15 protein-coding genes are annotated in these 14695 nt (G+C 28.5%); 7 read left to right on the top strand and 8 right to left on the bottom strand.

The window, feature by feature from the left end; all coding sequences use genetic code 11:
• The first annotated feature begins 3 nt into the window (after positions 1–3).
• From Q0776_RS05635 to Q0776_RS05625, 3 genes are read left to right on the top strand one after another with little or no spacing between them, the layout of a single operon-like run.
• Positions 4–1104, top strand: coding sequence for an acyloxyacyl hydrolase (locus tag Q0776_RS05635; protein WP_298365885.1), 1101 nt, complete (start codon positions 4–6; stop codon positions 1102–1104).
• A gap of 7 nt (positions 1105–1111) precedes the next feature.
• Complete coding sequence (locus tag Q0776_RS05630) at positions 1112–2212, top strand: acyloxyacyl hydrolase (RefSeq protein ID WP_298365883.1); 1101 nt, start codon at positions 1112–1114, stop codon at positions 2210–2212.
• 15 nt (positions 2213–2227) lie between these two features.
• A complete protein-coding gene (locus tag Q0776_RS05625) occupies positions 2228–2971 on the top strand; it encodes a head GIN domain-containing protein (protein ID WP_298365881.1) in 744 nt (247 codons plus the stop codon).
• Here Q0776_RS05625 and gldA read toward each other — a convergent pair.
• A complete protein-coding gene (gene gldA, locus Q0776_RS05620) occupies positions 2964–3857 on the bottom strand; it encodes a gliding motility-associated ABC transporter ATP-binding subunit GldA (RefSeq protein ID WP_298365880.1) in 894 nt (297 codons plus the stop codon). The genes Q0776_RS05625 and gldA overlap by 8 nt on opposite strands.
• Before the next feature lie 90 nt (positions 3858–3947).
• Here gldA and Q0776_RS05615 point away from each other — a divergent pair, with 90 nt between their 5' ends.
• Positions 3948–4106, top strand: a complete 159-nt coding sequence (locus Q0776_RS05615; protein ID WP_298365879.1) for a YqaE/Pmp3 family membrane protein — start codon at positions 3948–3950, stop codon at positions 4104–4106.
• Positions 4107–4110: 4 nt separating this feature from the next.
• Positions 4111–4803: a lipoyl(octanoyl) transferase LipB gene (gene lipB / locus Q0776_RS05610; protein ID WP_298365878.1), complete on the top strand. Its 693-nt coding sequence runs from the start codon at positions 4111–4113 to the stop codon at positions 4801–4803.
• Here the strand turns inward: lipB and Q0776_RS05605 are convergent.
• The 3 genes from Q0776_RS05605 to Q0776_RS05595 all read right to left on the bottom strand — a co-directional run bounded on the left by Q0776_RS05605 (position 4800) and on the right by Q0776_RS05595 (position 7362).
• A complete protein-coding gene (locus tag Q0776_RS05605) occupies positions 4800–5852 on the bottom strand; it encodes a nucleoid-associated protein (protein ID WP_298365875.1) in 1053 nt (350 codons plus the stop codon). The genes lipB and Q0776_RS05605 overlap by 4 nt on opposite strands.
• Before the next feature lie 124 nt (positions 5853–5976).
• A complete protein-coding gene (locus Q0776_RS05600) occupies positions 5977–6654 on the bottom strand; it encodes a hypothetical protein (RefSeq protein WP_298365874.1) in 678 nt (225 codons plus the stop codon).
• A 105-nt stretch (positions 6655–6759) separates the two neighbouring features.
• Positions 6760–7362: a ribonuclease HII gene (locus Q0776_RS05595; RefSeq protein WP_298365872.1), complete on the bottom strand. Its 603-nt coding sequence runs from the start codon at positions 7360–7362 to the stop codon at positions 6760–6762.
• Positions 7363–7461: 99 nt separating this feature from the next.
• On the opposite strand from Q0776_RS05595, the gene Q0776_RS05590 reads away from it, so the two are divergent.
• Positions 7462–9861: a putative porin gene (locus Q0776_RS05590; protein WP_298365871.1), complete on the top strand. Its 2400-nt coding sequence runs from the start codon at positions 7462–7464 to the stop codon at positions 9859–9861.
• Positions 9862–9924: 63 nt separating this feature from the next.
• On the opposite strand, the gene nhaC is transcribed toward Q0776_RS05590, so the two are convergent.
• Together nhaC and Q0776_RS05580 are read right to left on the bottom strand one after the other, a co-directional pair.
• Positions 9925–11397 (bottom strand): Na+/H+ antiporter NhaC, encoded by a 1473-nt coding sequence (gene nhaC / locus Q0776_RS05585; RefSeq protein WP_298365870.1) that lies wholly within the window; start codon positions 11395–11397, stop codon positions 9925–9927.
• A gap of 105 nt (positions 11398–11502) precedes the next feature.
• Complete coding sequence (locus tag Q0776_RS05580; protein WP_298365866.1) at positions 11503–12708, bottom strand: aminotransferase class I/II-fold pyridoxal phosphate-dependent enzyme; 1206 nt, start codon at positions 12706–12708, stop codon at positions 11503–11505.
• A 155-nt stretch (positions 12709–12863) separates the two neighbouring features.
• Between Q0776_RS05580 and Q0776_RS05575 the strand changes: the two genes are divergently transcribed.
• Positions 12864–13328, top strand: a complete 465-nt coding sequence (locus tag Q0776_RS05575; RefSeq protein WP_298365864.1) for an Lrp/AsnC family transcriptional regulator — start codon at positions 12864–12866, stop codon at positions 13326–13328.
• Positions 13329–13376: 48 nt separating this feature from the next.
• Here the strand turns inward: Q0776_RS05575 and Q0776_RS05570 are convergent, their stop codons facing one another.
• Together Q0776_RS05570 and Q0776_RS05565 are read right to left on the bottom strand one after the other, a co-directional pair.
• Positions 13377–13949, bottom strand: coding sequence for a YceI family protein (locus tag Q0776_RS05570; protein WP_298365861.1), 573 nt, complete (start codon positions 13947–13949; stop codon positions 13377–13379).
• A 93-nt stretch (positions 13950–14042) separates the two neighbouring features.
• Positions 14043–14675 (bottom strand): YceI family protein, encoded by a 633-nt coding sequence (locus tag Q0776_RS05565; protein ID WP_298365859.1) that lies wholly within the window; start codon positions 14673–14675, stop codon positions 14043–14045.
• Between the last annotated feature and the right edge of the window lie 20 nt (positions 14676–14695).

The following is a 14695-nucleotide window of genomic DNA, read 5'->3' as shown; positions in this document are numbered from 1 at the left end:
TTTATGAAAAAATTTCTATTTTTAATTTTATTTCTTAGTGTTTATTTTGGCCATTGTCAAAGTAATTCTAACTATATTCAAGCAGATTATTTTTACGGCAATATTTTAAAACAAAATCCTGATGCGGCTGTTCTTTTGCAAGGTCACCCAACCGGATTGTTTTTAAGCTATAATAAACGAACTTTTGGAGAAGAAGCTTGGCAAGAACATTACAATTATCCCGATTTTGGTTATTCCATTGGCTACCAAGATTATAAATCAAGTATTTTAGGGAAATTATATTCCGTATATGCACATTATAATTTTTACTTCACCAACAAAACTTCAAAAAATCAATTAATACTTAGAACTGGAATTGGATTAGCGTACAACACAAACCCATATAACAAAGTTACAAACAACAAAAACACAGCTTTTGGTTCAACAATTAATTCTAGTACCTATTTTAAGCTGTATTTTCAGCGAGAAAGAATTTTAAACAACTTAGGGGTAAATGCTGGTTTAACTTTTATACATGCTTCAAATTCAAATATAAAATCTCCAAACTCAGGAATGAACGTTTGGGCAGTTACCTTAGGTGTAAATTACGACTTAGATGCAACTTCACAAAGTAAAACATATATCCCATCCCCATTAGATAAGTATTTTAAGCAACCAATAAAATATAATTTTGCCATCCGAGGAGGTATTAATGAGAGTGAAATAATAGGAACTGGTGTTAAACCCTTTTTTGTATTATCAGTTTATGCGGATAAACGTTTAAACAGAAAATCGGCCATTCAGTTTGGAGCCGATCTATATATTTCGCCTATTTTAAAAGATTATTATGAATTAAACCTTACCATACCTCATACAAATTTGAAAGAAACTTCTGATTTTTCTAGAATTGGGATTTTTGTAGGACACGAACTATTTATTAATAAAATTTCTATTGAAACACAATTAGGTTTTTATGCTAAATATCCTTTTGAATATGGAGGAAGAGTTTATGAAACTCTAGGAATTAAAAGATACATAAACAGTAAATGGTTTGCTTCGCTAAGATTAAAAGCACACGCTGCTGATGCTGAAACTGTTGAACTTGGTGTTGGTATACGATTGTAATTAAACTATGAAAAAAATCTTTTTAGCATCTTTTTTAATGGTATCATTAATTGGTTTATCCCAATCCAATCAAACTTTTTACAATAATTTTCAGGCAGAATTGTTTTTTGGAAGGCCAATTGAGCACGATAAAAAATTAAAAGATGCAATTGACGGAAATTCTTTTGGCGCAATGATAAGTTATAATACTTCAGGCACCAAAAACTCCATATTTAACAAACTTTACAATTACCCCGAAAAAGGCTTTTCATTTTTATATCAAAATTTTAATTCCAATGTTTTAGGTAAAGTTTACGGAGGTTACAGGCATTTTAATTATAATTTAAAAAAAAATGATAAAAGCAATTTAAAGCTAACAACTGGTTTTGGTTTAGGTTATGCAACCAAATCTTATGATAAGATCAATAATAATAAAAACCATGCCATTGGATCTAAATTGTTAGCCTCAGCTTACCTTAAGCTTCAATTTTTTCAATTGTTAAAAAAGGAAAAAATAAGTATAAATACTGGAGTTAGTTTAATTCATTTTTCTAACGTCGCTTTTAAAAACCCTAATTTAGGAATAAATACAGTTAACCTAAATGTTGGATTAAATTATTTGTTAGAAACACAAAACATCATTCAAACGGAAAATGAACCTTTGGAATTGAAAATTGATAAAAAACTCTATTTTAATTTAATTTTAAGAGGAGGCTATAACGAATCATTAATAATTGATAGTGGATTATTTCCTTTCTACACAATTACTTTTTTTGGAAGTAAAACACTAAATAATTATTCTACTTTTACATTTGGAACGGATTATTTTAGATCGAAATTTTTGAAGAATCATATAAAAAAAACAAATATTGAAGAAGGGAAAAATTATAATGAAAATGATTATTCGAGAATTGGAATATTTGTTGGGCACGAATTAACCCAAAATAATTTTTCGTTTATTTCTCAAATTGGTTACAATGTGTATTATCCTTTTCCTTACGTAAGTAGAGTTTATGAACGCTTTGGATTAAAATACAAATTAAGTAAACACTTGTTTTCTGAAATTACAATGAAAATAAATTTATTTAGAGCTGAAGCTCTTGAAGTTGGTTTAGGATACCGATTTTAATAAAAAATAAGCATCATGAAAAAACTAGTTTACATACTCTGTTTAATAGCTTTTATAAGCTGTAATAGTGAAGATTCGGGCGACTGTTTCCAAACAGCAGGCGAAATAATACAACAAGAATTTGAAGTTTCAAACTTTAGTAAAATTTTGATTCAGCAAAAAGTAGCACTTATAATCACAGAAGGTCCCATTCAAAAAGTAGTTGTTGAAACCGGTAAAAATTTACTTCCAGACATTGATGTTAAAGTTGTTGATGAACAAATAATAGTAACCAATTATAATGAATGTAATTTTTTTAGAGATTATGGAATTACAAAAGTTTATATAACCTCCCCTAATATAACTGAAATTAGAAATGCTTCAGAATTAAATGTAATTTCAGAGGGAATACTAACTTACCCATCTCTATATTTAAGATCTACAGGAGAAGGGCATAATTTTCTATCGGTGGGAGATTGGCATCTTAATATCGACAACAACAACACTACCATTTGGAGTAATGGGATATCCAATTACTATCTTAAAGGAAAAACCAATAAATTAAATATCGTTTTTACGGATGGTGATACTCGATTTGAAGGTAAAGATTTTATAGCTAAAAAGGTTTCCGTAAAAAATGTGAGTTCTAATGATATTTTAGTTTATCCAACAGAAAGTTTAACCGGCTCAATCCATTCAACTGGAGATGTTATTTCTTTTAACAAACCCCCAATTATTGAAATAGATGCGCAAAGCGTTGGAAAGTTAATTTTCAAGTAGTTAACTCTCTAAATAAGCTTTCTAAATTTTTATTTTTAGTATTTAGCCGGAGTGTTTTTAATCCGTTTTCATTAGCAAAATCAAAAACTGCGGAACGCATATCCAAATTTGTATCAAAAATTAATTCCCAAGTAGTATCGTATACATTATTTGCAATTCTCAAGTGCGGAATTTTATTTATAAACTGCTTTTCAATTCTAAAATCGAACTCAACTTCAATAACTTGTTCTTGATTCCCTTTTAAACTATCCAAATTTTCATCCGCTATAATTTTACCCTTATTTAATAGAATAACACGATCGCAAATAGCTTCTACTTCTTGCATAATATGAGTTGAAAAAAGTACAGTTTTATCTTTTCCAATTTCTTTTATTAAATTTCTAATTTCTAATAACTGATTAGGATCTAAGCCAGTTGTTGGCTCGTCTAAAACTATAACACTTGGATTATGTAATAATGCAGCAGCCAAACCAACACGTTGTCTGTATCCTTTTGAAAGTTGACTAATTTTTTTATGAGCTTCAGAAACTAAACCAACTTTTTCAATAATTTTTTCAACTTCATTTTTAGAAATTTTAAAAATACCTGCATTAAATCCTAAGTATTCTCTCACAAACATTTCTAAATAAAGTGGATTGTGCTCGGGCAAATAACCTATTTTTTTTTGAGCTTCACTTTTTTCGGTAATAATATTCAAGCCATTTACTAAAACTTCACCTTTAGAAGCGTGTATATATCCTGTTAAAATTTTCATCATTGTTGATTTTCCTGCTCCATTTGGGCCCAAAAAACCAACTATTTCTCCTTTCTTTACAGAAAAGCTAACTTTATCTAGCGCCAATTGCGTATTGTATACCTTACTAATATTTTTAACTTCAATAGACATTTAACAAAAATACATTTTAATTACAATTAGTTGTTACAAATTAACGTTGTATGCGTCATATAATTTTAAGAACTTTGAAAAATAATAATTATGGGTTGTTTTAGAGTATTTCTATGTATAATTTTTCCTCCATTGGCTGTAATTGACAAAGGTTGTGGATCAATTATAATTGTTTTTATTTTAACTTGTTTGGGTTGGATTCCTGGAGTTATTGCTGCTTTAATTATTAATAACAACCCAGAAAACTAAACGAATGCAAAAAGTAAAATTAATTGATTTAGGTTTAAAAGATTATAAAGAAACCTGGGATTATCAAGAATCTGTTTTTCAAAAAACAATTGATATTAAAATTGATAATAGAAGAAATGACTTAGATAACAAAACATCAAATCATTTTATTTTTGTTGAGCATCCACATGTCTATACTTTAGGCAAAAGTGGAGATATGAGTAATTTATTATTAAACGAGCAACAACTTACTGAAAAAGGTGCCACATTTTATAAAATTAATCGTGGTGGTGATATTACATATCACGGTCCTGGTCAAATTGTTGGTTATCCAATATTAGATTTAGATAATTTTTTTACCGACATTCATAAATACCTTCGTTTTTTAGAAGAAGTAATAATAAAAACGCTAGATGAATATGGAATAACCGCTGTTAGAAGTGAAGGTGAAACTGGTGTTTGGCTTGATGTTGGCACTCCATTTGCACGTAAAATTTGTGCTTTGGGTGTTAGAACCAGTCGTTGGGTAACAATGCATGGTTTTGCGCTAAATGTAAATGCTAATTTAGGTTATTTTGACAATATTATTCCGTGTGGAATTAAAGGTAAAGCTGTAACATCTTTAGAAGCCGAATTAAACCGAAAAATTTCAATGGAAGAAGTTAAAGAGAAAATCCTAAAACATTTTGCTGAAATTTTTGATGTTGAGTTTAATTAATCTTCTTCATTGAAATAAACCTTGTAATATTTCATTTTTTTATCTTCGTCGTACCCTTTTTCTAAATACTCACTAGAGGCGTCTGGAGCATCAATATCTAGTTTAATTTGAATATTGGTATCTAACTTAATTTCTGTTTTTATTTTTTGTTTTTGCTTCTTTAAAACAATATCAGAAATCGCAAATTGATTTCGCACCAAAACATCATTCAACTCTTCAAACTGTTTTTTGTAATCATCAAATAACGGTTTAAAATCTTCGTTTTCTTCAAAAACTTCCTCTTTAAAGTCGTGAATATTTACATCTTCATTTTCTTTAAAAAAATCTACTGTTTTAGCTAAAAACTTGGATTTTTCTTGAATTCCATAATCTTCTTTTATAACTTCTTCAGAAAAATCTTTACACATTTCAATGTAATTTTGCGTGTGCTGATTACTATCATCGGCATACTTTACATTTAAAAAGTTTTTAATCCAATATTGAGCATCGTAATTATTATTATCAATACTTAAAATTACACGTCCTTCTGCATCTGAAGAATTTATAATTAAACAACCTTTATCTAATTTTTTGGTACTTATTCCCTGCTGCACAAAAACATCTAAACTATCCTTCTCCATATAAGTTTGAAAAAAATCAATCTTATTTTCAATTTTAAAAATTCCCAAAGCTTGTGTAATTACATCTTTATATTCAATATCTTCAAATAAAGCAATAATAACGTCTCCTGTTTTTATTTGAGCTGAATTTGATTGTTCGTATAAATGATTTACTATATGCTTTGAAATATCTACAAAATTAGCTTCGTCTTCAAAAACTTGACTTGAATAATTATTAATTTCATTCAATTCTATATTAGAATGATGATTAAAACGGAAACTTTCGGCAACATTTCCAAAAGATTTCAACAAAAAAGGCTTCATAAGTTCATAACTTTCCTCATCGAAAGTAACTGCATTTTCAGAAAACACATTTGTTGCGCTGTTAAATTTATTTCCAACTTTATGTATAATAAATTTCGAAATTCCTGCTCTAGTTCTTTTAATCATTGTTTACAATTTTAGCGAAAGCAAATGTAATTTTAAAATATTAAAAAGTAAATGTTTATAATATAAAAAAACCGAACTCAGGAGTTCGATTTTAATTAGCACATTTATTGTTCTAATAATGCTTTTAATTTTTTAAATTAGTAAGTACAGAATAACCTATTAGTTTTCCTTTTTTATTAAAATTTTCGGTTTTAACCATACCAATTCCTGCTGAAAGCCATTGCTTGGAAGTCATACTAGTTTTAATACCCATTTTCATTTCCGTTTTATTTGTAATAACAATACAATCAAAAGTTCCTGCTGGTGTAGTTATAGCTTCTTTTCCTTCTACCATTCTATCTATAATATCAATTGATGATTTCATTTTTATTGGACTAATTATTATTTCCATATTAACTTTAGCGTTAGGTAACTTCTGTCCGGTTGATAGTTTATTGGGTATGCTTAAATTTGTTCCTGTCATATTAATCTCCATATCTTTATATTGTTTTAATATATCCCCTGAAATTAATGATTTAAAATCGACAGAAACCCCATCATTTATACATTCTACATTGTATTCTATTTCAGAAATATGCTTTCCTTTTTCATCTTTCATATTTGTTACAAACACTGCAACATTACCTTTTACATCTTTAACAAGATGACTTACTACACCAGAATTCTTACCTTTTTTATCGTAATTAGTAATTTCAACTTCTACCCCTTTTTTAAAAGGGTAATATGTACTACAATTATTTTGACTTTTAGCCCCAATAAATGTTAACACTAATACTATTGTTAAATAAATTTTTAATTTCATAACATTTTGTTTTAAATGGTTATTAAATAGACGATTAGAACAAATATAACAATATATTTGTTCCTTGTTTTTAATTTCAAACTGATAATAAGTCAATTTACTATATTAAAAGTCTAATTTTAATTGCTCGGGCAATAATTTAAATGATTTTCTGTGATACTTTGTAGCTCCAAATTCTCGTATTGCATCTCTATGTTGCTTGGTTGGATAACCTTTATTCTTGTTCCAAAAATAATTTGGGTATTCAGTATCAATCCTAAGCATAAATTCGTCTCTATACGTTTTTGCTAACACAGATGCAGCCGCAATACTCATAAATTTTGCATCGCCTTTTACAACTGTTGTATAAGGTATTGACTTATATGGTTTAAACTTATTGCCATCAACAATAATATGTTTGGGAATTATAGTAAGTTTTTTTAAAGACTCATGCATCCCTAAAATTGATGCTTGTAAAATATTTATTTCATCTATTTTCTTTTCCGAAATAAATGAAACTCCAAATGCAAGCGCATTTTTTTCGATATATGGTCTTAATAAGTTTCTTTGTGTTTCTGTTAATTGTTTAGAATCATTTAATAAGGGATGCTTAAAATTTTCAGGTAAAATAACTGCTGCCGCCACAACTGGCCCCGCTAAACAACCTCTTCCTGCTTCATCTGTACCAGCTTCAATAGTGTTTTTTAAAAAAAACTTTTTTAGTCCCATTAGTTTAAAATTACAAGGTAAAATTAATAAAAGTTATCATTACAATTTACTATTATTATTTTCGTTCAAATATTTTACCTTTGCCACTTAATATTTTATATGAAAAAAGTAATATTATTAGTATTTTTTAGTTTTTACGTTGCTAATTTAAGCGCTCAGTTCGAAAATAATCGAAATGAACAAAACCAATCGCAAAACGGCGGTATGTTTGGAAATGATAACGAAACAACCCAAGATAAAGGAAATATTGAAGTTAAGCTTAACGGGAAAACAAAATACACCGATTTTAGAATGTTTTCGGTAAATAATGACACTACTTATATTGATACTACACTTACATTAAAAAAAGATTTTAAATTTAACTATATCAGAAAAGATAATTTTGAATTAATGCCATTTCACAATCAAGGGCAAACTTTTAATAAATTAGGCTATAGTTTTCAAAACAATAATATTTTCCCATTAATGGGAATGGATGCTAAACAATATAATTATTATAAAATTGAAGATATTAAATACTATTCGGTTCCAACACCTACTTCTGAAGTGTTTTATAGGACCGGATTAGAGCAAGGGCAAGTATTAAATGCTTTTATAACAATGAATACTTCTAAACAATTTAATTTTTCATTTGCTTATAAAGGGTTGCGATCGTTAGGAAAATACCGGCAAGCATTATCTAGTCACGGAAATTTTAGAACAACATTTAATTATAGTTCAAAAAATGAGCGTTACTATTTAAAAGGTCATTTTTCTTCTTTTGATTTATTAAATTACGAAAATGGAGGATTACCGCAAGAATCTATAGATTATTTTGAAAGTAACGACCCAAATTATATAGATCGTGGCCGTTTAGAAGTTAATTTTTCTGATGCTGAAAATTTACTTGAAGGTAAACGTTACTATATAAATCATTCGTATACTTTATCCTCTAAAAAGAATTCTATAAAAAAAATATTTTCCTTAGAAGATAACATACTTAAAAACCAGTTAGATTCCATTAATAAAACTATATTAAAAATTGAAAAGGACTCTATAACAGCAGACTCCATTAAAAATGTAAATTTATCTATCCAGAAAATTAAGCCCATTAAAAGAGATAGTATATCCAATAATAAAATTGCTTTAGATTCTCTAAGCTTAAATGTTGTAAAAAAGGATTCTACATTAGTAAAAGAAACGTTAGTTTCAATAAAGGACACATTATTTGTTTCGAATAAGTCAAATGACTCTATTGCTATTGACTCCTTAAAAATAGCTCCGAAAAAAATAGATTCAGTGGTTCCTATATTAACGGCCAAGAATAAAATTAAGAATTTAAAAAAGGCTTCAAAAGTAATTAAAGATTCCTTAAAGTTAAGTGCAAAAAAATTAGATTCTATTTTAAAAATTACAATTACAAAAGAATTTAATGTTGGACATTCTTTTATGTATGAAACAAAACATTATAGGTTTGAAAAAACTTCCGCTGGGGAATTTTTTGGAGATTCATTTGAATCAAGTATTTCAGACCACACCTCATATCAAAACATGGAAAATCAGCTCTATTTAGAATATAAATCACCTAAAATTGGGGCTTTAAAAGCTAAAGTAAATCACTACAACTATAATTATCATTATAAGAGCATTCTATACTTTGATGACATTACAATTCCTGATAATTTAAATGGCAATGTTATTGCTGCTGGTGCAGATTGGAATACCACTTTTGGTAAATTAAATTTAAAAGCGGATGCAAACTCTATAGTTTCTGGCGATTTAACTGGAAACTCCATAAAAGCTGCCGTTAAATATAAAAAAGATAGTGTTTACGAATTTAAAGGATTTGCAGAGGTAACATCTAAATCTCCTAGTTTTAATAAATTATTATACCAAAGTGCCTATAAGAATTATAACTGGAAAAATAACTTTAAAAATGAGGAAATAAAAACAGCTGGTGTTGAATTTAAATTAAATAAATGGGGAAGTATAAAAGCTTCTTACAACTCCATTGACAATTACACCTATTTTGATACGCTTTCTAAGCCAACCCAAGCATCAGAGACACTAAATTATGTTAAAGTTAAGGCGCATCAATATTTCACCTATAAAAAATTCACAATTGATAATTCTGTAATGTATCAAACAGTATTGGATGGCGAATCATTTTTTAACGTTCCTCAAATAGTAACAAGAAATACAATTTATTTCTCTGATTATGTATTTAAAGGAGATCCCTTGTATTTGCAAACCGGTATTACTTTTAAATATTTTACTGCATTTAAAGCAAATGCTTATAATCCTTTGTTGAGTGAATTTACTTTACAAAATGATACAGAGATAGGTAACTTTCCTATGTTGGATTTCTTTTTTAATATGCAAGTTCAACGAACTCGCTTATATTTAAAAGTTGAAAATTTTGGGGCTAGCTTTTTAGATCGAAATTATTATTCTGCTCCAAATTACCCATACAGAGATTTAACTGTAAGGTTTGGTTTAGTTTGGAATTTCTTTATATAAATCAATGAAATTATAAAAACCCTTTTCTAATAAATAGTAGCTGATAATTTAAAATAAAGACGACTATTTTTTTAAAAGTTGTTTTATTTTAATATTAAATGCCGCAAACAACAAGGTCATAAATGGACTTAACCAGTTAAATATTGCATATATAAAATAATCTGCTACACTTACCCCTAACACACCCGATTGATAAGCTCCACAAGTATTCCACGGAATTAGTACAGAAGTTACAGTTCCCGAATCCTCTAATGTTCTACTCAAATTTTCAGGTGCTAATCCTTTTTCTTTAAATGCTTTTGCATACATTTTTCCTGGGACAACAATTGCTAAGTATTGATCTGACGCGGTAGCATTTAATGTAACACAACTAAAAACTGTACTTGCAAACAACCCAAAAACAGAATCGAATAAATTTAAAATGGCTCTACTAATTTTTGATAAAGCCCCAATAGCATCCATAACCCCGCCAAAAACCATTGCACAAATTATTAACCAAATGGTGCCTAACATACCTTTCATACCTCCAGAACTAAACAAATCATTTAACTCCACACTACTCGTTTCAACAGCGACATCTGTTGTTATAGCATCCATAACACCTTTGTAACCCGAAACAAAATCCAATTTATCTGAACCTGATATTTTTAAAACCAAATCTGGTTGAAAAATAAGAGCAGCAATACCACCTAACAGAGTTCCAACTAACAAAGCAATTAAGGGAGGTGTTTTTTTAATTATTAAAAATATTACAAATGCCGGTACCACAAACAACCATGGAGTAATATTAAATGCTTGTTCAACAGCTTCAAGTTTATCCGAAATATCAGTGGTACCAGTTGTATCAATATTAAAACCAATTATGATAAAAACAATTAAAGTAATTAAAATTGTAGGCACCGTAGTAAAAGTCATATATTTAATATGATCAAATAATTCACCACCAGCCATAGCTGGCGCTAAATTTGTTGTATCACTAAGTGGTGACATTTTATCTCCAAAATACGCCCCTGAAAGCACTGCACCTGCCGTCATACCTAAAGAAATTCCAAGTGTTTCCCCTATTCCTATTAATGCAATACCAACTGTTGCTGAAGTAGTCCAAGAACTTCCTGTAGCAATTGAAATAACGGCACATATAACCACACTTGCCGCTAAAAATACGGTAGGATTCAAAATTTGAAGGCCGTAATAAATCATTGTTGGAATAATTCCACTTATTAACCAAGTTCCAGCTAAAGAACCAACCATTAATAAAATAAGTATAGCTCCTGATGTAGACTTTACATTTTCACCAACTTCTTCAAGCATTTTGTTATAAGAAACTTTATTTAAAAACCCTATTACTGCTGCTACCGCCGATCCAATTAATAGTATAAATTGATTACTCCCGCTTAAAGCATCATCTCCATAAACATAAAAAACGTTAAAAAACAACATTAAAACTAATGCGAAAACTGGTATTAACGCCTCCCAAATATTCAATTCTTTATTAATAATAATTTTTTGTTCTTCAATATTAGATTTGTTTTTCATTATTTGGGTTTTGAAATGTAATGATACGCAAATTTGAAAATTTACACAAATGAAAAGCCCCGTTCATTGGATTGAATGGGGCTTTTAAATAAAAAAAGAACAATTTTAGCCTAAATTTATACCAACTTTAGTCATGCATTTTCTCATTGCCCGATAAGTTCGCTCAATATCATTATCTAATCCTATTGAAAATCTAATAATACCATCTGAAAGCCCCATTTTTTGTTGCTCTTCAAGTGGTATTTCGGAAGATGTACTAGTACCTGGAGCACTAAATAGAGTTTTATAAAATCCTAAACTTACAGCTAAGTATCCAAGGTTTTCGTTTTGCATTAACTCCATTAATTCGTTAGTTTTATTTAAACTACCCACATTAATAGTTAAAATTCCTCCAAAACCATATTCTTCATTGTACATTTCTTTAAACAAATTATAATCTGGATGACTTTTTAATCCCGGATACACCACTTTTAGTCCATCCTTTTCAAAATTTTCAGCTAAAAACAAGGCGTTTTCGCTGTGTTTTTTCATTCTTATATGCAATGTTCTTAAGTTTTTTAAAATACTCGCTGCTCTAACACTGTCCATAACTGGACCTAACAACATAGCTGCACCATCATTAACATTTCGTAAATTATCTATAAACTCTTGTGAGCCACAAACCACACCTCCAACCGTATCATTTGTTCCGTTAATAAATTTTGTTAAACTATGAATTGTTATATCTGCGCCTAATTTTTTTGGTGAAATTATTAATGGCGTAAACGTATTATCTACTACCAATAAAATATTGTGTTTTTTAGCGATTTTCGATAATTCACTAATATTTGCTACCTCTAATAAAGGATTACTTAAAGCTTCACAATAAATCATTTTTGTTTTTGGAGTAATAGCCTTTTTAATAGCTTCTAAAGATGTAATATCAACAAAGGAAGTTGAAATATTAAACTTTGGAACAAAGTTTTTTAAAAACGCATAACTACCTCCATAGATGGTTCTGCTTGAAATTATATGGTCTCCGGCGGAACAAATTTGCATAATAACCGATGTAATTGCTCCCATTCCTGAAGCTGCTACATTTGCTGTTTCAGTAAATTCCATAGCTGCCAAGGCTTCGCTTAAATACAAATTACTTGGACTTGTATGGCGAGAATATAAATAACAACCTTCTGCATGACCTTCAAAAGTGTCGAGCATTGTTTTTGCATGAAGGAATGTATATGTTGCGGAATCTGATATTGAAGGGTTTACACCTCCAAATTCACCAAAGTATTGTAAATCTTGAATTTTATTTGCTGGTTTATTGCTCATGATAATAGAATTTCTTCTATAAATTTAAGAAACATCTTAATATTAATCTTATTTATGACATCATTTCAGATATTTTTACTTAGTTATTTCATTATAACAGTAATTTTTTCCTTCAAATTTAAAAACAATATGTAATTTTAGAAAAATTTACTTTTATGATAGCTCTTGACGAAACTGATAAAAAAATATTAACCTTACTACAACAAAATTCAAAAGCAAATATTAAAGAAATTGCCTTAAAAATTGGTTTAACTCAAACTCCAACTTATGAACGTATTAAACGATTGGAAAAGGCAAATGTTATAAAAAAGTACATCGCTGTTTTAAATAAAGAAAAAGTAGGTCTTCATATTGAAGTTTTTTGTCAGGTTACATTAATGGTACACTCAAAAGAATTAATTTCTCGATTTGAAAGAGCTATAAACGGAATGCAAGAAGTTGTAGAGTGTTTTCACGTGGCAGGAAATTACGATTACCTATTAAAAGTAATTGTAAAGGATATGAATAGCTATCAATTTTTTTTGAAGAATAAATTATCTGTTTTGGATTCTGTTACTAATGTTCAAAGTACATTTGTAATGAGTGCAACAAAAGATAATTCAATTTTAAATTTGACATAAAAAAAGTCCAAATTTTTCAATTTGGACTTTAATAATTTATTATTAATCTTATTTGGTTACTATACTAACTTGCAAATCGAATTCGTCATTAATAAATTTTTCTTTTAAATCATTAAAAAAGGTTTTCGATTTATACTTTACATTAAATTCGGCTCTGTTTAATTGAATAACATCACTTTTTAGAGTTATAATTCCATTTATGATGGATACTTCAGCTGTAAACGAAATTTCTTTTGTTATGCCTTTTATCACAATATTTCCAGAAATAAAAACTTTGTTTTTTGATTTATTTTCAACTGCTGTAATTTCGAAAACTGCAGTTTCAAATGTTTCAACTTCAAAAAAATCTACCGATTTCAAATGGTTTTCTAATCGAGCACTACCGTCGGCATCTTTAATTGATTTCATATCAGCAGTAAATTTACCACCAACAATATTTTCACCATCTAATTGTAACAATCCTGATTTTAACATAATGGTTCCATTATGTGAACCTGTTGGTTTATAACCCTTCCATGTTACAATTGATTTGGCAACATCAACATTTAAAGTTTTTATTGGGTTAGTAAACGACATTGCTACTAATGCAACTGCCAAAAATAATAATATAGATTTCTTCATTTTTTAATAAGTTTATTAATTTTTAATCATTAGTGTGAGTAAATTGTAATTACTTACAAAAAAGATGTTTTTTACTTAACTCTTTTAAAAAATTTATTTTGAGGCCAGTACTTTAAACGAAATTTCAAATTCATCATCAATAAATTTATCTTTTAAATTATCGAAAAATTTCTTTGATTTATATTGTATGTTAAAATCTGTTCTATCAATTTTAAAAGTATCACTTGATAATTCAATACCATCAGCTAAAACACTTAATTTTGATGTAAATTCAATTGGTTTAGTAATGTCTTTTACAGTTAAGTTACCCTTAACAATATTATTAGAAACACTTGTAATTTCAAAAACAGCCGTTGGGTGGTTTACAACGTCAAAAAAATCTTCATTTTTTAAATGAGCAACCAATTTTCCATTATATTCATCATCTGCAGGAAGGTCTAATACAGTTATTGACTCCATGTCAAAAATAAATTTCCCACCTGTTAATTTCCCGTCTAACACATTTAAATTTCCTTCTTTTATAGCAACAGTTCCATTATGACTTCCAGTTGGTTTATTCCCTTTCCAATTCAAAGTTGAAACATCAACTTTGGCTTGGTAACTGCCATCTTCAATTTTAATTTCGGAAACTTTAGTTGATACATCTTCTGTCTTCTCTGTTTTTTTATCTGATTTACAAGCTATAAACGACGCACTTAAAATAAGTGCAAATAAAATTTTTTTCATTGTTATTTATTTTTAATTAA

Origin of the sequence: uncultured Lutibacter sp. (assembly GCF_947495725.1) — a bacterium.
Lineage (GTDB): Bacteria > Bacteroidota > Bacteroidia > Flavobacteriales > Flavobacteriaceae > Lutibacter.
This window is presented reverse-complemented; position numbering and strand designations above follow the sequence as displayed.